Below are 17,264 nucleotides of genomic sequence, written 5' to 3'. Positions count from 1 at the left end.
TCTAGGAGAGGTTCAGCCTGCGGAACTCGATCGTGTCGTACGGCCCCGTCGTGCCCGTCTCATAGAGGATCCCGACGCTCTCGTGGCCGGTCTGCACGAGGTCGGAGTAGGCGGCCGGCCGATCGGACAGGGTCAGCGCCTTGCTGAAGGTCGCCCCGTCGTCCGTGCTGCGCCAGATCGCCATGGAGCGGCGGGCGGTGGGCACGGACGGTGCCGAGAACAGCAGCGGGGCTCCGGACCCGCGCGGTTGGAGCACGCTGCCCTCGACCACCGGCACGTCGTCCAGCGTCGGCTGGACGGCGTAGGGCCGGTCGAGGGACTCCCCGCCGTCACTGGAGTAGGTGTCGAGGCGATTGCCGGGGCTCGTGCCGTTCTGGTCGCGGGAGGCGAAGTACAGGCGCCCGTCGGGGAGTTGGGCGGCTGTGTTCTCGTTGGCGTTGTCCAGGCCGTCGTAGGAGTCGTCCACGAAGCCCAGCCGCCAGCTGTGCCCGCCGTCGTCGCTGTAGAGCGCGTGGGCGCCGTAGTACCTCGCCTCCTGGCCGGTGTCGGGGGAACCGGCGGGCGGGGCCGCCGAGTGGTTGGCGGGAACCACCAGCCGTCCCGCGTGCGGGCCGCGGGTGAGCGCCACCGCGTGCCCCGGTCCCGTCGCGTACCAGCGCCAGCCGCGCGGCTTCACCTCGTCCGTGATGTCCCGCGGGCGCGTGAAGTGCCGGCCGTCGTCCCGGCTGCGCTGCACGAACACCCGGCGGCTCTGCTCGGCGGTGACCTCGCCGCGCATGATCTGCGCCTCGGTCACGGCACCGCTGTTGTAGGAGGTCAGCAGCACGATCGCGCCGGTGCGCGGGTCCACCACCGGCGCCGGGTTGCCCCGGGTGTCCCCGTCCCCGGCGGCGACCACCCGCAGCGGGCCCCAGGTGCAGCCGCCGTCGGTGGAGCGGCGCAGGACGACATCGATGTCACCGGTGTCGCCCGCACCGCTGTGCCGTCCTTCGGCGAAGGCCAGGAGGGTGCCCGTCCAGGTGGCGACCGCGGCCGGGATGCGGTACGTGTCGTAGCCGCCCTCGCCGGACACGTACGGCACGGAGGACACGCAGCCGGGTGTGGCGTGGGCGGCCTGGGTGGCGGTGAGCGGGGTGAGGAGGGCGGCGGCGGCGAGGAGGGTGCGGCTCAGCGGGGTCACGGTCCCATGATTCCTGCACGATGCGGTAGGCGCGGCGCCCACGGCGGCCGGGGCGCCGTCGGCTCGAACGGGCGGTTCGGCCCCGGCCCCCGCCGCCCGGGCGGTCCGACTGCCCGGGGTCACCGAACGGCCTGATTACTCCCGGGGAGTGACGGAGGTCCAGGAGCGGGAGGTCTAGGACGGTGTCCGGGCCGCCGCCAGCAGTCGGATCACGTCGTCGGCGCGGATGGTGAGGGCGGCGCCGACGGTGATCAGGGCGTCGCGTTCGGCCGGGGTGTAGGGGCCGTCGGCGAGGGCGATGCGGGCGGCCTGGAGCAGGATCGACTCGCGGCCGGCGGCGGCGAGGTGCGGGGCGAGCGGGTCGAGGGACTCGTGCAGCTCTATGGCCAGGCTCGCGCCGCCCGGCTGCTCGAAGACCCGGCCCGTGTCGGCGTGGAGCGCCTCGACGAGCGCGGCGAGCTGCTCCTCCGTGCAGTCCTGGAAGCCGGCGGCGCGCACTCCGCTGACCGCGGTCTCCAGGGACGCACGGGCGCAGGTGCCGCCCGCCGTCAGGACGGCGAGGGCGACGGTGTGCACGGCGTCGCGGAGCATGGCGGAGAAGCGGGAGGTGGTCGGGTGGTCGAGGACCTCGGTGCCGAAGTGGTGGCGGCAGGACGCGCACTCCACGACCGGTCCGGTCACCCCGCGCGGCAGGACGGGCACGCCCAGGAGGGTGAAGCGGCGGCGGCCGGTGAGGCGCTCGTAGTTGCGGTCGCCTCCGCAGCCCGGACAGAAGAACTCGCCGTCGCCGACGGGCGTCCACGCGACGCGGGTACCCGCAATGCGGACAAGCCTGGTGGCACGGTCGTCTCGTCCCCGTACTGGCAGCACGTCGCACCTCCGTAACGACGCGGCAACATCGCCGCGCTGGCGTGATGTTAGCCACATTGTTGAGGTGGAGTCAGTACCCCGTACGAGACCTGTCCGTGACCTTCACGAACACATGGCCGATATACGACGGTGCCCTGACCGCCTCGGAAGGCGGTCAGGGCACCGAAAGCGCTGGTCGGAGGGTGTCAGCGGGTCGCGCGGTTCACGGCTGACACGACCGCCTTGAGTGACGCACGCGTCGTGTTCGCGTCGATGCCGATCCCCCACAGGACCTTGCCGTCGATCGCGCATTCGATGTAGGAGGCGGCCTGCGCGGAGGCGCCCTCGCTCATCGTGTGCTCCGTGTAGTCCAGCAGGCGTACGTCGACGCCGATGGACTCCAGGGCGTCGAAGAAGGCGGAGATCGGACCATTGCCGGAACCGGTCAGGACGGTGTCCTCGCCGTCGACCGTGGCCTCGACGGTGAGGGTGTCCACTCCGTCGGTGTCGGTGGTCGACTGGCCGGTGCGGACCTGGATGCGGCCCCACGGGTTCTCCGGGTTCGGCAGGTACTCGTCCTGGAAGACCGCCCAGATGTCGCCGCCGGTGACCTCGCCGCCCTCGGCGTCCGTCTTCGCCTGGATGATCTTCGAGAACTCGATCTGCATCCGGCGGGGCAGTTCCAGCTTGTGGTCGTTCTTCAGGACGTACGCGATACCGCCCTTGCCGGACTGCGAGTTGACGCGGATGACGGCCTCGTAGGAGCGGCCGACGTCCTTCGGGTCGATCGGCAGGTACGGGACCGCCCACTCGATGTCGTCGACGGTGACGCCCTTGGCCTTGGCGTCGGCCTCCATGGCGTCGAAGCCCTTCTTGATGGCGTCCTGGTGGGAGCCGGAGAAGGACGTGTAGACCAGGTCGCCCACGTACGGGTGGCGCGGGTGGACCTCCATCTGGTTGCAGTACTCCCACGTACGACGGATCTCGTCGATGTCGGAGAAGTCGATCTGCGGGTCGACGCCCTGGGAGAAGAGGTTCATGCCCAGGGTGACCAGGTCGACGTTGCCGGTGCGCTCGCCCTGCCCGAACAGGCAGCCCTCGACGCGGTCGGCGCCGGCCATCAGCGCCAGCTCGGCGGCGGCGACGGCCGTGCCGCGGTCGTTGTGCGGGTGGATCGACAGGCAGACGTGCTCGCGGCGGGACAGGTTGCGGCCCATCCACTCGAAGCGGTCGGCGTGCGTGGAGGGGGTCGAACGCTCCACCGTGGCGGGCAGGTTGAGGATGATCTCGCGGCCCGGACCGGGCTGCCAGACGTCCATGACCGCCTCGCAGACCTCCAGCGCGAAGTCCAGCTCGGTGTCGGTGAAGATCTCCGGCGAGTACTGGTAGCCGAACTCCGTCTCGGGGCCCAGCAGCTTCTCGGCGTACTCCATCACCAGGCGGGTGCCGTCGACGGCGATCTGCTTGATGTCGTCCTTGGAGCCGCGGAAGACGACCCGGCGGAAGACCGGGGCGGTGGCGTTGTACAGGTGGACGTTGGCCCGCCTGGCGCCCTTCAGGGACTCCACGGTCCGCTCGATCAGGTCCTCGCGGGCCTGGGTCAGGACGGAGATCGTCACGTCCTCGGGGATCGCGCCCTCTTCCTCGATGATCGAGCGCACGAAGTCGAAGTCGGTCTGGCCGGAGGCGGGGAAGCCGACCTCGATCTCCTTGTAGCCCATCTTGACCAGCTGGTCGAACATCCGGCGCTTGCGCTCGGGCGACATGGGGTCGATCAGGGCCTGGTTGCCGTCGCGCAGGTCGGTGGAGAGCCAGCGGGGGGCGACGGTGATGCGCTGGTCGGGCCAGGTGCGGTCGGGGATGTCCACCTGCTCGTACCGGCCGTACTTGCGGATCGGCATGGAGGTGGGCTGCTGGCGGTTCGCCATGATTGCGTGGGCTCCTCGAGAAGTCCGGTGTGACCGGTGTCCGGAAGGACGGCCGACGACGCAACACCAAGCTCCGCGGGGAGGGAGTCGGCCTCTGACTACAGGCCCTCGCCGCGGCAGCTAAGGAGAAGCAGCCCGAAACGCATGATGCTCCGCAGCCTAGCCGAGGCCCCGCCGGACGCGCGGGACCGTCCCAGTATGCGGGACCGCGAGGATGAACCGGACAAAAAGTGCGCCATACCACTCCGTGACGCTGCGCGACGCCGAATGTCGGGGTATTTCACCAATCATGGTTGCGAGTAGTGACACTGGAGTCACTCAGTGCAAGGGTGCCCGGCATGACCACCAACGGGGGCTTCCAGCCCGTCTTCTGCACGATCGTGCCGCCCCACGTCCTCGACAAGCTCGCCCGGCACGAGGATCCCGCGCTGTCCGGACCCGCCCGCCGGTCCCTGGAGCACGACTCCTACCAGCGCACCAAGCGCCGGCTGACCACGGTCATCGGCGCACCCGCCGTCGCCCCGCCCGCCGGGGCCGCCGCCGACCAGCCGCACCGCACCATCTACGACGCCGGGCACACGCAGGACCTGCCCGGCGAGAAGGTCCGCGCGGAGGGGTCCGAGCCCGGCCAGGACGCCACCGTCAACCGCGCCTACGCGGGCCTCGGCGCCACCTTCGAGCTGTACCTGAAGGCGTACGGCCGCCACTCCATCGACGGCAACGGGCTGCCGCTGGACGCCACCGTGCACTTCGGCGAGGGCTACGACAACGCCTTCTGGAACGGCGAGCAGATGGTCTTCGGCGACGGGGACAACGAGATCTTCCTCGACTTCACCATCCCGGTCGACGTCATCGGCCACGAGCTGACCCACGGCGTCACCCAGCACACCGCGAACCTGGAGTACTACGGCCAGTCCGGCGCGCTGAACGAGTCGCTCTCCGACGTCTTCGGCTCGCTGATCAAGCAGTACAGCCTCGGCCAGACCGCCGCCGAGGCCGACTGGCTGATCGGCGCCGGGCTGCTCGCCCCGCGCGTCACCGGCACCGCGCTGCGCTCGATGAAGGCCCCGGGCACGGCGTACGACGACGACGTCCTCGGCAAGGACCCGCAGCCCGCGACCATGGACGACTACGTCCGCACCGGCCGCGACAACGGCGGCGTCCACATCAACTCCGGCATCCCCAACCACGCCTTCTACCTGGCCGCCACCGCCCTCGGCGGCCACTCCTGGGAGAAGGCCGGCCAGATCTGGTACGACGTGCTGACCGGCGGCGAGCTGCGGCAGGACGCCCTGTTCGCGGACTTCGCCACGCTGACCGTGAAGGCCTCGCGCGAGCGGTACGGCGCCGGGGACGAGTTCCAGGCCGTGCAGAAGGCGTGGGAACAGGTCGGGGTGCGGACGCTGTGATTCCGGGCGTATCCGTACTAGACAGGGACCCATGCGGATTCGGGTGAGGCGCACGGGTGGGTTCGCGGGCATCGAGCGGCGCGCCGAGGTGGACACCTCGGCGCGGCCCGATGCCCACGAGTGGCAGGCCCTGGCCGAGAAGGCACTGGCCGACGGCCGGGGCACGCCGCCGACAGGGGTTCCGGACGGCTTCAGCTACGCGATCACCGTTGACGGAAGAACGGTGTACGCCGCCGATCCCCGGCTGACCCGGGAGCAACGCGAGCTGATCTCACGCGTCCTCAAAGAGGGCGCCTAACGCCCCTGGGACGCGGCCCACTCCTCGTCGAGGAGGCCGAACTGCACGCCGTCGTACCAGGTGTCCCCCACCCGTACGGCGGCCCTGCGGCGGCCCTCCTCGACGAATCCGAGGCGGCGGAAGGCCCGGACGGCGCGCTCGTTGCCGCTCCAGGTGTCCAGTTCGACCCGCCGCAGCCGGCAGGCGCCGAACAGGTGGCCCAGCAGCAGCCGCAGCGCCTCGGAGCCGTAGCCGCCGCCCCAGCGGTCGCGTTCGCCGATGGTGACACCGACGGTGGCCCGGCTCGCGAACGGGTCGAGGTCGCGGTAGTCGGCCATGCCGATCGGGCGTCCGCCGTCCCGTTCCTCGACGGTGAAGGTCGCTCCGTCGCGCGGGTCCTCGCGGAGCCGGGCCTCGTGGAAGCGCTCCATCGCCTCCCGGGTGACCGGGCCGAAGCCCGGATGGCCTCCGGTGGCCCAGTGCACCACCTCGGGGTCGTTGCGCCAACGCAGCTGGGCGTCCAGGTCATCGGCGCGCAGTGCCCGAAGTCGTACGAGTTGGCCGTCGATCATCGGATGATCATAGGTACGTCCGTCGTCCAGTGATCCCCGGTTTTCGCGCGGCCGCCCAACGCACAGTTCACGCCCGGGCGTTGACTTCCGTTACCGGCGGTAAGGATGATCGCGCCCATGGCGACTGATGCAGGCAACCCGATACCCCGGTTCCCGGACGGCTTCCTGTGGGGCGTGTCGACCTCGGCCCACCAGATCGAGGGAGCCGTGGGCGAACGCGAGCCTTCCGTGTGGGACGCGTTCACTGCCGGGCCGGGGCGGGTGAAGGACGGCTCGACGGCGGATGTGACCTGCGACCACTACCACCGCTACCGGGAGGACGTGGCGCTCCTGGCCGGCCTGGGCGTGGACGCGTACCGCTTCTCCGTCTCCTGGCCCCGGGTGAACTCCCCCGGTGGCCTGGACTTCTACGACCGTCTGGTGGACGAGCTGTGCGCGGCGGGCGTACGGCCCGTCCCGACCCTCTTCCACTGGGACCTGCCGGCCACGCTGGACTGGCTGGAGCGGGACACGGCGTCCCGGTTCGCCGAGTACGTGTCGGTGGTCGCCGAGCGGCTCGGTGACCGCGTGACGAAATGGATCACCCTCAACGAGCCCGCCGAGCACACCCTGCTCGGCCACGCCCTCGGCGTCCACGCGCCCGGCGGCAAACTCCTCTTCGACGCGCTGCCGGTGGCCCACCACCAGCTGCTCGCCCACGGCCTCGCGGTACGGGCGCTGCGCGCGGCCGGCGCGGCCGACATCGGGATCGCCAACTCGCACGGGCCGACCTGGCCCGCCTCCGGCGACAGCGCCGACGTCGAGGCGGCGGACTTCTACGACCTGCTGCTGAACCGGCTCTTCGCGGAACCGCTGATCCTCGGCGAATACCCCGCCGGAATCGCTGAGTTGATGCCCGGCGATGTCGCCGCCGACCTGAAGGTGATCTCGGATCCGGTCGACTGGTACGGCGTCAACTACTACGCCCCGACGAAGGTGGGCGCCCCGCAGGGCACCGAGATCGAGTTCGGCGGCATCACCATGCCAGCCGAACTGCCCTTCTCGGTACAGGACATCGAGGGCCGCCCGGTGACGGACTTCGGCTGGCCGATCGTCCCGGAGGGGCTGACGGAGCTGCTGACGGGTTTCCGCGACCGCTACGGCGACCGCCTCCCGCCGATCGTCATCACCGAGAACGGCTGCTCGTACGAGGGCGTCGACGACCAGGACCGGATCGCCTACCTGGACGGCCATGTACGGGCGCTGCACAGGGCGCTGGAGGCCGGGGTGGACGTGCGCGGCTACTTCGTCTGGTCGCTGCTGGACAACTTCGAGTGGGCGGAAGGGTACGCGCGCCGCTTCGGGCTGGTCCACGTGGACTACTCCACGCTGGAGCGCACCCCGAAGGCCTCGTACGGCTGGTTCCGGGAGCTGCTGCGGGCACAGAGATGACGACCGTCCGCCCGCCGGGTGCGCTCACCGAGCCCGTCGAACGGGTCGGCCGGGGCTGGACGGCGTCCCTCTCGCTCGCCAACGGGGCGATCTGGGTGGGCTGGTACGGCCCCCTGCAGATCCTGCTCGCCTCGCAGGCCAAGGACTTCGCGCCCGGCTCCGGCATGTCGAAGGAGACGATGCTGGCGTGGGTGACGGGCGCCGGCGCGGTGGTGTCGCTGGTGGCGAACCCGCTCTTCGGCGCGCTGTCGGACCGTACGACGTCCCGCCGGGGCCGCCGCACGCCGTGGATCGTGGCCGGGACGGCGGGCGGCGCGCTGTCCCTGCTCCTCCTCGCGGGCGCGGGCGGGATGGCCACGATGACGCTGGGCTGGTGCCTGGTCCAGCTGACCCTCAACGCGGCCTTCGCCGCGGTGACGGCGGCGGTCCCCGACCGGGTGCCCCGGCTCCAGCGGGGCTCGGTCGGCGGCTGGCTGGGGGCGGCGCAGATCCTGGGCGTGGTCGGCGGGACGGGACTGGCGACGGCCGCCGGGGGCGTCGGGGCGGGCTACGTGGCCTGCGCGGTGTTCACGGCGGTGGGCGTGCTGCCGTACGTGTGGCGCTACGAGGATCTGCGGCTGGCCGTCGAGGACCGCCCGCCGTGGTCCTGGCGCGGCTTCCTCGCGGGTTTCTGGCTGAGCCCGCGCCGGTATCCGGACCTGGGCTGGGCGTGGCTGACCCGCTTCCTGATGAACCTCAGCAACGCGCTGGTGCTGCTGTACCTCCTGTACTACCTGCGCGACCGCCTCCACTACCACGACCCCGACGAGGGCGTGCTGATCCTGACCGCGGTCAACGGGCTGACCCTGCTGGCCACCGTCGTGGTGGGCGGGGTGTGGTCGGACCGGGTGGGCCGGCGCAAGCCGTTCGTGGTGTGGTCGGGCGTGCTGATGGCGGTGGCGACGGCCGCGCTCGCCGGCTGGCAGACGTGGCCCGGCGCGATCGTGGCGGCGGCGGTCCTCGGCATCGGCTTCGGCGTGTTCACCTCCGTCGACTTCGCGCTGATGACGGACGTCCTGCCGAAGGCGCTGGACCGGGGCAAGGATCTCGGCGTGATCAACGTCGCCAACGCGCTGCCCCAGGTCGCGGCCCCCGCCCTCGCCGCGCCGATCGTGACGTACCTGGGCGGCTACCGGGTGCTGTACCTGGTGGCGGCCGTGATCGGGCTGGCGGGGGCGGTGCTGGTGGACCGGATCAGAGGAGTGGAGTGAGGAAGTGACGGTCAGAGGGCTCCGGCGTCCCGGGCGGACCACACCGTCGGGAAGTGGGGCCGGAAGCCGAGGTCCCTGCGGATCCGCCCGGTGGACATGATCCCGAACCACGGGTCGGGATCCGTGTTGGTGTGGAGTTCGGCGGGGACCTCGACGCCGTTGAGCTGGTGCAGTTCGACCGCCGTCACGGGGGCGTCGTCGGCGATGTTGTAGACCGGTCCGCCGACTCCCGGCGCGTACAGGAGGCGCAGCAGGCCCTGGGCGACGTCCACGTGGTGGGCCATCTGGAGCCGTTGGGCCGCCGCCCAGTTCCCGGCCCACCTCAGGGACTGGGTGAGATGCGGATCGCCCTCGCCGTAGACGAAGGGGAGCCGGCCTATCCGTACGTCCAGGCCGTCCAGCGCGAGCAGTTCCCGCTCGGCCTCGGCCTTGGACTCGGCGTAGGCGCCCCACATCTCGCCGCCGGGCCGGATCTCGTCCTCCTCGGTCAACGGGCGGCCCCGCCCGACGCCGTACACGATGCCCGTGCTGACCTGCACGAAGCGCCGTACACCGGAGGCCAGCGCGGCGCGGCCGAGCTCCACCGCCGCGTCCCGGTTGACGGCCCACGCCTCCTCGTCCGGCACCCCGCGGAAGGACGCGGCGACGTTCACGACCGCGTCCGCGCCGGCCACCGCCTTGCCGAGCGCCTCCGTGTCCCGCAGGTCCCCGAGCACGACCTCGGCGCCCAGCTCCGCGAACCGCTCCCCCCGCGCGGCGTCGCGCACCAGGACCCGCACACGCTCGCCCCGCCCGGCCTGCGCCAGCAGCCTCGGCACGAAGCGCCGGCCGACCTGCCCCGTGGTGCCCGTCACCAGTGTCAACATGATCTGTTCCTCTCGGTCCGGTCGATCCGGTGCCACCACCCTCGGGCGGGACCGGGCCGGCCGGGAGAGACCCGTCGATCAGGGGATCGGCAGTCCCTGGATAAGCCGGGCGGTCTGCCCCAGCCTGGAAGGGTGAACCGACCCGAACTCGCCGACTTCCTGCGCCGCGCCCGCACCCGCCTGGACCCCACCCACGTGGGCCTGACGGCAGGCGCCCGCCGCCGCACGCCGGGACTGCGCCGCGAGGAGGTGGCGTCCCTGGCCGGCATGTCGGCCGACTACTACACCCGCCTGGAGCAGTCCCGCGGCCCGCGCCCGTCCCGCCAGATGCTCACCGCGCTGGCCCGGGCCCTGCGCCTGACGGACGACGAACGGGACCACCTGTTCCACCTGGCGGGCGAGGAACCGCCGCGCCGGGAGGCGACGAGCACCCACGTCCGCCCCGGCCTCCTCCTGGTCCTGGACCGGCTGCACGACACCCCGGCGCTGGTGGTGACCGACTGCGGCGAGGTCCTGGCCCAGAACGCGATGTCGCGGGCGCTGAGCGGGGACGTCCTCGCCCGCCCGCCCAAGGAGCGCAACCTGGTCCGCCGCTTCTTCCTGGACCCGGCGGCCCGCGACCTGTTCCCGCCGGAGGACCGCCCGGCGCGGGCCCGCGAGCAGGTGGCGAGCCTGCGTGCGGTGGCGGCGGCCCGCCCCACGGACCCGGAGCCCGCCGCCCTCGTCGCCGAACTGCGCGCGGGCAGTGAGGAGTTCGCCCACCTCTGGGCCGAACACGAGGTGGCGGTCCGCCGCGCGTCGACAAAACGCTTCCGCCACCCGTCCGTGGGCACCCTGGAACTGGACTGCGAGGTCCTCCTCCACTCCGGGCACAACCAGATCCTCGTCATCCACACGGCCCGCCCGGGAACGGAGTCGTACGAGCGGTTGCGGTTGCTGCGGGTGGTGGGCCTCCAGGACATGACACCGACGGGAAACTCCAGCCCGTCCGGCGTTTGAGGACGAGGCCGTTCAGACCGATGGGTCCGGGGCGAAGCCCCGGAAAGGTTCAGAAGCCCAGCCGTCGCAGCTGCTTCGGGTCCCGCTGCCAGTCCTTGGCGACCTTCACGTGGAGATCGAGGAAGACCGGCGTACCCAGGAGCGCCTCGATGTGCTTGCGGGACTTGATGCCGACCTCCTTCAGGCGCTTGCCCTTGGGACCGATGATGATCCCCTTCTGGCTGGGACGCTCGATGTAGACGTTGGCGTGGATGTCCAGGAGGGGACGGTCCGCGGGCCGGTCCTCGCGCGGGAGCATCTCCTCCACGACCACCGCGATCGAGTGCGGCAGCTCGTCGCGGACACCCTCCAGCGCGGCCTCGCGGATGAGTTCCGCGATCATGACCTGCTCGGGCTCGTCCGTGAGGTCGCCTTCGGGGTAGAGCGCCGGGCCCTCGGGGAGAAGCGGGACCAGGAGGTCCGCCAGCAGGTCCACCTGCTTCGCGCCCACCGCCGACACCGGGACGATCTCCGCCCACTCGATGCCCAGCTCCTTGCCCAGCTGGTCGATGGCGATCAGCTGCTCGGCGAGGGACTTGGGGTCGACCAGGTCGGTCTTGGTGACGATGGCGACCTTCGGGGTCTTGCGGATCCCGGCCAGTTCCTTGGCGATGAAGCGGTCGCCGGGGCCGATCTTCTCGTTCGCGGGGAGACAGAAGCCGATCACGTCGACCTCGGCCCAGGTCGTGCGGACCACGTCGTTCAGGCGCTCGCCGAGCAGCGTGCGCGGCTTGTGCAGCCCGGGGGTGTCGACCAGGATCAGCTGTGCGTCCGGCCGGTGCACGATGCCGCGTACCGTGTGCCGCGTCGTCTGCGGCTGGTCCGCGGTGATCGCCACCTTCTGCCCGACCAGAGCGTTCGTGAGGGTGGACTTGCCCGCGTTGGGGCGGCCCACGAAGCAGGCGAAGCCGGCGCGGTGGACGGTCTCGCCCGACTCTTCGGATGACTGGGTACGAACGCTCATGGCGTTCATTGTCCCTGATCCACAGGGTCCCGCCGTACAACCGGGGACCACCGGTTCTCTCCGTGAGATTCCGGAAACCCACCCGCAACGAAACGTCACGGAAACACACCCGTACGCAACCGGAAACGCACGCCGGTGACGCTCTGACGAGCCCCCACACCGTTGGAGACACCCGTGACCCTCGCCGCAGCACACGCAGCGCACGTCGACACCGGCGACACCGCCTGGCTGCTCGCCGCCACCGCCCTCGTCCTGCTGATGACCCCGGGCCTCGCCCTCTTCTACGGCGGCATGGTCCGCACGAAGAGCGTCCTCAACATGCTGATGATGAGCTTCGTGTCGATCGCCCTGGTGACGGTGGTGTGGCTGGCCGGGGGGTACTCGCTCGCCTTCGGCGACGACATCGGCGGCGGGATCATCGGCGGGCTCGACCACGCCGGAATGGCCGGTCTCGGCCCGGACAGCGTGCAGGGGACCGTCCCCACCCTGCTCTTCGCCACCTTCCAGCTCACCTTCGCGATCGTCACGGCCGCCCTGGTGAGCGGCGCGATCGCCGACCGGGCGAAATTCTCCGCGTGGCTGGTCTTCGTCCCCGTGTGGGCGCTGCTCGTATACGTTCCCGTCGCCCACTGGGTGTGGGGCCCGGGTGGCTGGATCCTGGACAGGCTCGGCGCGCTCGACTTCGCGGGCGGTCTGCCGGTGGAGATCACCTCGGGCGCCTCCGGACTGGCGCTGTGCCTGGTCCTCGGGCCGCGGCTCGGGTTCAAGAAGGACGCCATGCGGCCGCACAACCTCCCCATGGTCGTCCTCGGCGCCGGCCTGCTCTGGTTCGGCTGGTTCGGGTTCAACGCGGGCTCCGCGCTCGGCGCGAACGGCCTGGCCGCCGCGGCCTTCCTCAACACCCTCGCCGCCGGCTGCACCGGCCTGCTCGGCTGGCTCTTCGTCGAGCAGAAGCGCGACGGCCACCCCACCACCCTGGGCGCGGCCTCGGGTGCCGTGGCCGGTCTGGTCGCCATCACCCCCGCCTGCGGCTCCGTCTCCCTGCTGGGCGCCCTGGTGGTCGGCCTCGCCGCCGGTGCCCTGTGCTCGTACGCCGTGAGCTGGAAGTTCAAGCTGAACTACGACGACTCCCTCGACGTCGTCGGCGTCCACCTGGTCGGCGGAATCGTCGGCACCCTCCTCATCGGCCTCTTCGCCGAGAAGGCGATGACCGGCGGCGCGGAGGGCCTCTTCTACGGCGGTGGCGCCGGCCAGCTCGGCAAGCAGCTGTTCGCCGTCGTGGTCGTGGCCGTATACGCCTTCGGGATGACGTACGGCATCGGCAAGCTGCTCGACAAGACGATGGGCTTCCGGGCGAGCGAGGAGCAGGAGTACACCGGTCTGGACCTTACGGTGCACGCCGAGACGGCTTACGATCACGGGGTCCTGGGCCACGGCGCCCCGGTGTCCCAGTCCGTCCCCACCGCCCAGAAGGTCGACACCCAGGCATGAAGCTCATCACCGCCGTCGTCAAGCCGTACCGCCTCGACGAGGTCAAGACCGCCCTCCAGGAGCTCGGTGTGCACGGCCTGACTGTGACCGAGGCCAGTGGGTACGGCCGGCAGCGCGGCCACACCGAGGTGTACCGCGGCGCCGAGTACCGGGTCGACCTGGTGCCCAAGGTACGTATCGAGGTCGTCGTCGAGGACGCCGTCGCGGACGACGTGATCGACGCGATCGTCAGGGCCGCGCAGACGGGGAAGATCGGGGACGGGAAGGTGTGGGCGCTGCCGGTGGAGACGGTCGTACGGGTGCGGACGGGCGAGCGCGGCCCCGACGCGCTCTGAGCAGGGCCCCGGCCCCCACCCCGGCGACGAACACCACCGCCACCACCAGCCAGGGCAGCGCGAAGAAGGAGGCGCTCGCCGACTCGCGGGTGCCGGTGGCGCTGGCCGTCAGGGTCACATCCCCCCAGTCGAGCTGGGGCGCGCCCCGCCAGGGTTCGCTGAGCCGCACCCGTTGCCCGGGCAGCAGCTCGGAGGGGATCTTCGTCAGGTCGCGGGCCAGCAGCGTGCGGCCGAACATACCCGTGGCCTTCAGCCGCACCTTCGGGTCGAGGGTGACGTTGCCGGTGTTGTGCAGGGTGTAGGAGACGGTCGCCGTGCTGTCGCCGAGACCGGGGACGAGCGGCTGGTGGTGGGTGACGCGGACGTTCTCGACGGCGACGGCGGGCAGCGTGGGCCCGCCGACCCGCAGGTAGACGCGGGCGCCGACGGCCCGCTGCACACCGAGCGCGAGGGACCCGTCGCCCTTGGCACCCTTTGCCGTCTTTTCGACGCGTTCGTCCAGCGCCACGATCGCGCCCGGGTGGTCGCCCGGTTCGGCGCCCTTGGGCACGCGCAGCGTGAAGGGGACGGTGACCTTCTTGTGGCCGGGGACGGTGATCCGGGACTTCGCGGGCCGCGCCCAGGCGCCGACGCCCCGCATCCGCTCCTTGACCGTGCGCACGGCGAAGCCGCCGTCGCGGGCGGTGTTGTAGGCGTCGGCCGCGTACAGCCGGAAGGTCAGGGGCGCGCCGGTCTTGTTGGCGACGACCACCTTGTCGGTGATCGTCCGGCCGGGGTCGGCGGACAGGTAGAAGTACGGCCGGGCGGCGATGCGGGAGGAGACGGGGTAGACGGACCAGCTGCCGTTGTCGGCGGCGTGCGCGTGGACCGTTCCGGCGGCCAGGAACAGGCCGAGGAGCAGGCCTGGGAGCAGGCCTCGGAGCAGGCGTCGGAGCAGGAGGAGGACGTGCGGCTTGCGCATGGGTGCGGACCCCCACAGGCGTGAGTCGGGTCGGCGGTCGGGCGGGTGCGGCCCCGGTGCGGTCGGGCGCCCGGCCACCGGCGAGGTGACGCGTACGCTCAGCTGAGCGTGAGGGTGAGGACGCCGGAGTACGAGCCCGGAGGCGTGAACGCCGGTACGTCCAGGGAGAGTCCGGCATCGACGGTGAACTCACCGCCGGTGAGCGTGCCGTCGGGGGTCGACGCCAGGGTCGCTCCCGAGGTGCCCACCGTGCCCGCCGAACCGGCCTTGCAGGTGCTCGGGCTGCCCGCCTTGGTGGCGCAGGCGGGGGTCCAGCTGAGCTTTCCGGCGTCGATCTTGGCGCCGGGACCGGTGAAGTCGGTGACCTTGCCGGTCAGGGACCAGCCCGCGGGGCCGCCGCGGAAGTCCTTGACGGTCACCGTGTTGAGGGAGCCGGTCGACGCCCCGCCCTTGCCGAAGTCGACCGCCGACAGCGAGACGGCGTCCCCGGCCTGGGACATCGACAGCGTCCCCGCCTTCACGGTCGTCGTCAGCTTCTGGCTGCCGGCGGGTACGGGCGTGGTGTCGTTCACGACGTAGGACGCGGGCGGGGCACCCTTCTCCGCGCTCCAGGAGGAGCCCTCGTAGGCCACGATCCCGGTCGTCGTCTTGTCGTTCACGACGAGCGAGCCGCTGAAGGAGCCGTCGGTGCCGGCGGTCACGGTCGCGGTGTCCGCGGTCTGTGCGCCCCCGGAGCGTCCGGCCAGCGTGACGGTCGCGCCCGCCGTGAAGCCGGCGCCGTTGACGGTGACACTGTCACCGGGGTTCCCGGAGGCCGAACCCAGCGTGATGGCACGGTTGTTGACCGGCGTCGAGTCCGTCGCGGTGACGGTCTCGGAGACCGGCGCGGGCGGGTTGGTCACCGTGCACGGGGTGTCCAGCTCCAGGATGTAGCTGGTGTGGATGTTGTAGTCGCCTGGCGAGAGCTTGATCGCGCCGGGCGAGGTGACCTTGAACGTGCCGGTCATGGAGAACGACGGGAAGACGCCCTTGCCGGGCACCGGGTCGTTCTTCTTCGGCCCCGCCACCGTCACGTCACCCGTCTGCGCGCCGCCGAGGGTGACCTTGCCGGTCGGGGTCATGATGTCGGCGGGCAGAGCCAGGTCGGTGGGGTTGTTGGCGGCGGGGGTGACCACGGTGTACGTCACGGTGACCGTGTCGCCGACCTTGGGGCTGGTGTTGTCCACCGAGACGTTCGCGGTGGTGGTGCCGTCGATCGGCGGCAGGCCCGCGATGGCGGGCGGGATGCAGTGCGTCGCGAAGTCCACGTTGCTGCCCGCCGCGCCGGCCGGGCAGGCCAGCGCCCCGCCCGCGGTGACCGCGACCGTGGTCACCGCGAGCAGCGACGCCCAGCGGCGCCGGTGCGGTCTTCGGAGTCTCGGACCCATGCTTGCCCCCTCCTGAGGGATGCGGGCGCAGCGGCTCGTCTGCGCCGACAGGGGGCCATTGATGAGGAGGCAGCGTGAGAAGTCAATGCAGATGCCGCAGAAACCTGACGGATCATCAGTTCTGCGGCATCCGGAACAGCTCACTCAGCCGACCACTCAGTCGAACACGAACGGGCCGGGCTGCTGCTTCGCGGTCGCCGTACAGGTGACGGTGATCCCGAAGATGGTCATCTGCAACGAACCGCCGTAGAACTCCAGGCTGTCGCCGGAGGCCACGGTGCCGCTGAGCGGACCGACCGTCACGGGGTCCCCGGCGGCCATGCCCGGATTCTTCGTCCCGGTGAAGACGGTCGTGCCGCCGCTCGCCTTCACCATGGTGAGCTTGGACGCGATCGAGTCCTGCGCCAGTGCGAGCGGTGTCGTGATGGCGGTGGACGTGAGGGTGATGGTGGCCGAGGTGCCGCTCTGCGTGGCGGTGAGCGTCGCCGCCCCGCCGCCGAACAGGCCGCAGCCGGCGTTGATCGTCGCCGACGTCGGAGTGACGGCGGCCGCGGTGGGCGCGAAGGCGAGTCCGGTGACCGCGAGGGCCCCGACCAGTACTGCCGCACCCGTGCTTGCGCGCTTGCCTCTCATGGGCATGAGCTTCCTTCCCGTCGCCTGTGAATGCGGGTCGACGGGCCGTCCGGTCTCGGCAGGTGGGTGCGGTCAACTGCACGGCGGCCCCGTATCTGACGGTCCGTCGGAAGTGACGGTCTCATTGATGCGCGGCGGGCAAGCGCTTGCAAGGTTGAATTCCGGCCTATTCACTTTTCAACCCGTCCCGGGCTCACTCTCCACCCCGGCCCGGCATCACTCAGCCCGTCCGGCGCTTGAGGACGAGGCCGTTCAGGCCGATGGGGGGCCAGGGGGCGCAGCCCCTGGGAGCTCAGCCCGCGGAGGCGGTCAGCCGGACCGCGCCGTCAGGCCCGGCCACCAGCACCGGCGTCCCCGCCCCGCCAAGATCCCGCACGGCCGCGAGGTCCTCCGCGGGGAGTTCCTCCGCCTCCGTCACCACCGCCGCCGCCTCCAAGGACTTCGCGCCGGACGCCACCGCCATCGCGACCGCCGTCCGCAGGGCGCTCAGCTGGAGGGAGTCGAGGGCCACGGTCCCGGCGACATACGTACGGCCCGTCTCGTCCCGCACCGCCGCACCCTCCGGCACACCGTTGCGGGCCCGCGCGGAACGGGCCAGGGTGACGATCTTGCGGTCCTCGGGATCAAGCGCGCTGCTGTCGGTCATGCCCCGA

At 71.5% G+C, this 17,264-nt stretch carries 17 protein-coding genes; 7 read left to right on the top strand and 10 right to left on the bottom strand.

Features of this window, described 5'->3' with window-relative positions; translation table 11 throughout:
- Nucleotide 1: 1 nt before the first annotated feature.
- The 3 genes from ACWGJM_RS19310 to leuA form a co-directional block, all read right to left on the bottom strand.
- Nucleotides 2-1,180, bottom strand: coding sequence for a sialidase family protein (locus ACWGJM_RS19310; protein WP_453412878.1), 1,179 nt, complete (start codon nt 1,178-1,180; stop codon nt 2-4).
- Nucleotides 1,181-1,354: 174 nt separating this feature from the next.
- Complete coding sequence (locus ACWGJM_RS19305; protein WP_453412877.1) at nt 1,355-2,050, bottom strand: TerB family tellurite resistance protein; 696 nt, start codon at nt 2,048-2,050, stop codon at nt 1,355-1,357.
- Nucleotides 2,051-2,235: 185 nt separating this feature from the next.
- A complete protein-coding gene (gene leuA, locus ACWGJM_RS19300; RefSeq protein WP_453412876.1) occupies nt 2,236-3,957 on the bottom strand; it encodes a 2-isopropylmalate synthase in 1,722 nt (573 codons plus the stop codon).
- Nucleotides 3,958-4,295: 338 nt separating this feature from the next.
- Here leuA and ACWGJM_RS19295 point away from each other — a divergent pair, with 338 nt between their 5' ends.
- On the top strand, nt 4,296-5,366 hold the full coding sequence (locus tag ACWGJM_RS19295) for a M4 family metallopeptidase (protein ID WP_453412875.1): 1,071 nt from the start codon (nt 4,296-4,298) through the stop codon (nt 5,364-5,366).
- A 31-nt stretch (nt 5,367-5,397) separates the two neighbouring features.
- Complete coding sequence (locus ACWGJM_RS19290) at nt 5,398-5,664, top strand: protealysin inhibitor emfourin (protein WP_453412874.1); 267 nt, start codon at nt 5,398-5,400, stop codon at nt 5,662-5,664.
- On the opposite strand, the gene ACWGJM_RS19285 is transcribed toward ACWGJM_RS19290, so the two are convergent.
- Complete coding sequence (locus ACWGJM_RS19285; protein WP_453412873.1) at nt 5,661-6,215, bottom strand: GNAT family N-acetyltransferase; 555 nt, start codon at nt 6,213-6,215, stop codon at nt 5,661-5,663. The genes ACWGJM_RS19290 and ACWGJM_RS19285 overlap by 4 nt on opposite strands.
- Nucleotides 6,216-6,332: 117 nt before the next feature.
- On the opposite strand from ACWGJM_RS19285, the gene ACWGJM_RS19280 reads away from it, so the two are divergent.
- Together ACWGJM_RS19280 and ACWGJM_RS19275 are read left to right on the top strand one after the other, a co-directional pair.
- A complete protein-coding gene (locus ACWGJM_RS19280; RefSeq protein ID WP_453412872.1) occupies nt 6,333-7,646 on the top strand; it encodes a GH1 family beta-glucosidase in 1,314 nt (437 codons plus the stop codon).
- Complete coding sequence (locus ACWGJM_RS19275) at nt 7,643-8,896, top strand: MFS transporter (RefSeq protein WP_453412871.1); 1,254 nt, start codon at nt 7,643-7,645, stop codon at nt 8,894-8,896. The genes ACWGJM_RS19280 and ACWGJM_RS19275 overlap by 4 nt, the downstream gene beginning before the upstream one ends.
- Nucleotides 8,897-8,907: 11 nt before the next feature.
- Here ACWGJM_RS19275 and ACWGJM_RS19270 read toward each other — a convergent pair whose 3' ends face one another.
- Nucleotides 8,908-9,762: an NAD-dependent epimerase/dehydratase family protein gene (locus ACWGJM_RS19270; RefSeq protein WP_453412870.1), complete on the bottom strand. Its 855-nt coding sequence runs from the start codon at nt 9,760-9,762 to the stop codon at nt 8,908-8,910.
- Nucleotides 9,763-9,894: 132 nt separating this feature from the next.
- On the opposite strand from ACWGJM_RS19270, the gene ACWGJM_RS19265 reads away from it, so the two are divergent.
- Nucleotides 9,895-10,761 (top strand): helix-turn-helix transcriptional regulator, encoded by an 867-nt coding sequence (locus ACWGJM_RS19265; protein ID WP_453412869.1) that lies wholly within the window; start codon nt 9,895-9,897, stop codon nt 10,759-10,761.
- A 49-nt stretch (nt 10,762-10,810) separates the two neighbouring features.
- Here the strand turns inward: ACWGJM_RS19265 and era are convergent, their stop codons facing one another.
- On the bottom strand, nt 10,811-11,764 hold the full coding sequence (era, locus tag ACWGJM_RS19260; RefSeq protein ID WP_453412868.1) for a GTPase Era: 954 nt from the start codon (nt 11,762-11,764) through the stop codon (nt 10,811-10,813).
- 174 nt (nt 11,765-11,938) lie between these two features.
- Here era and ACWGJM_RS19255 point away from each other — a divergent pair, with 174 nt between their 5' ends.
- Nucleotides 11,939-13,255, top strand: coding sequence for an ammonium transporter (locus ACWGJM_RS19255; protein WP_453412867.1), 1,317 nt, complete (start codon nt 11,939-11,941; stop codon nt 13,253-13,255).
- Nucleotides 13,252-13,590, top strand: a complete 339-nt coding sequence (locus tag ACWGJM_RS19250; RefSeq protein ID WP_361797268.1) for a P-II family nitrogen regulator — start codon at nt 13,252-13,254, stop codon at nt 13,588-13,590. Before ACWGJM_RS19255 ends, ACWGJM_RS19250 begins: the two co-directional genes overlap by 4 nt.
- On the opposite strand, the gene ACWGJM_RS19245 is transcribed toward ACWGJM_RS19250, so the two are convergent.
- The 4 genes from ACWGJM_RS19245 to ACWGJM_RS19230 form a co-directional block, all read right to left on the bottom strand.
- Nucleotides 13,484-14,551, bottom strand: a complete 1,068-nt coding sequence (locus tag ACWGJM_RS19245; RefSeq protein WP_453412866.1) for a WxL protein peptidoglycan domain-containing protein — start codon at nt 14,549-14,551, stop codon at nt 13,484-13,486. The genes ACWGJM_RS19250 and ACWGJM_RS19245 overlap by 107 nt on opposite strands.
- Before the next feature lie 98 nt (nt 14,552-14,649).
- A complete protein-coding gene (locus ACWGJM_RS19240) occupies nt 14,650-15,978 on the bottom strand; it encodes a beta-xylosidase (RefSeq protein ID WP_453412865.1) in 1,329 nt (442 codons plus the stop codon).
- A gap of 156 nt (nt 15,979-16,134) precedes the next feature.
- Entirely contained in the window at nt 16,135-16,611 is a 477-nt protein-coding gene (locus tag ACWGJM_RS19235) for a hypothetical protein (RefSeq protein WP_453412864.1), read from the bottom strand.
- Nucleotides 16,612-16,903: 292 nt separating this feature from the next.
- Nucleotides 16,904-17,257 (bottom strand): cytidine deaminase, encoded by a 354-nt coding sequence (locus ACWGJM_RS19230; RefSeq protein WP_453412863.1) that lies wholly within the window; start codon nt 17,255-17,257, stop codon nt 16,904-16,906.
- Nucleotides 17,258-17,264: the final 7 nt, after the last annotated feature.

Source organism: Streptomyces sp. NPDC054834 (assembly GCF_053611185.1).
The sequence above is the reverse complement of the archived record's forward strand: the minus strand, read 5'-3'. Positions and strand labels throughout refer to the sequence as shown.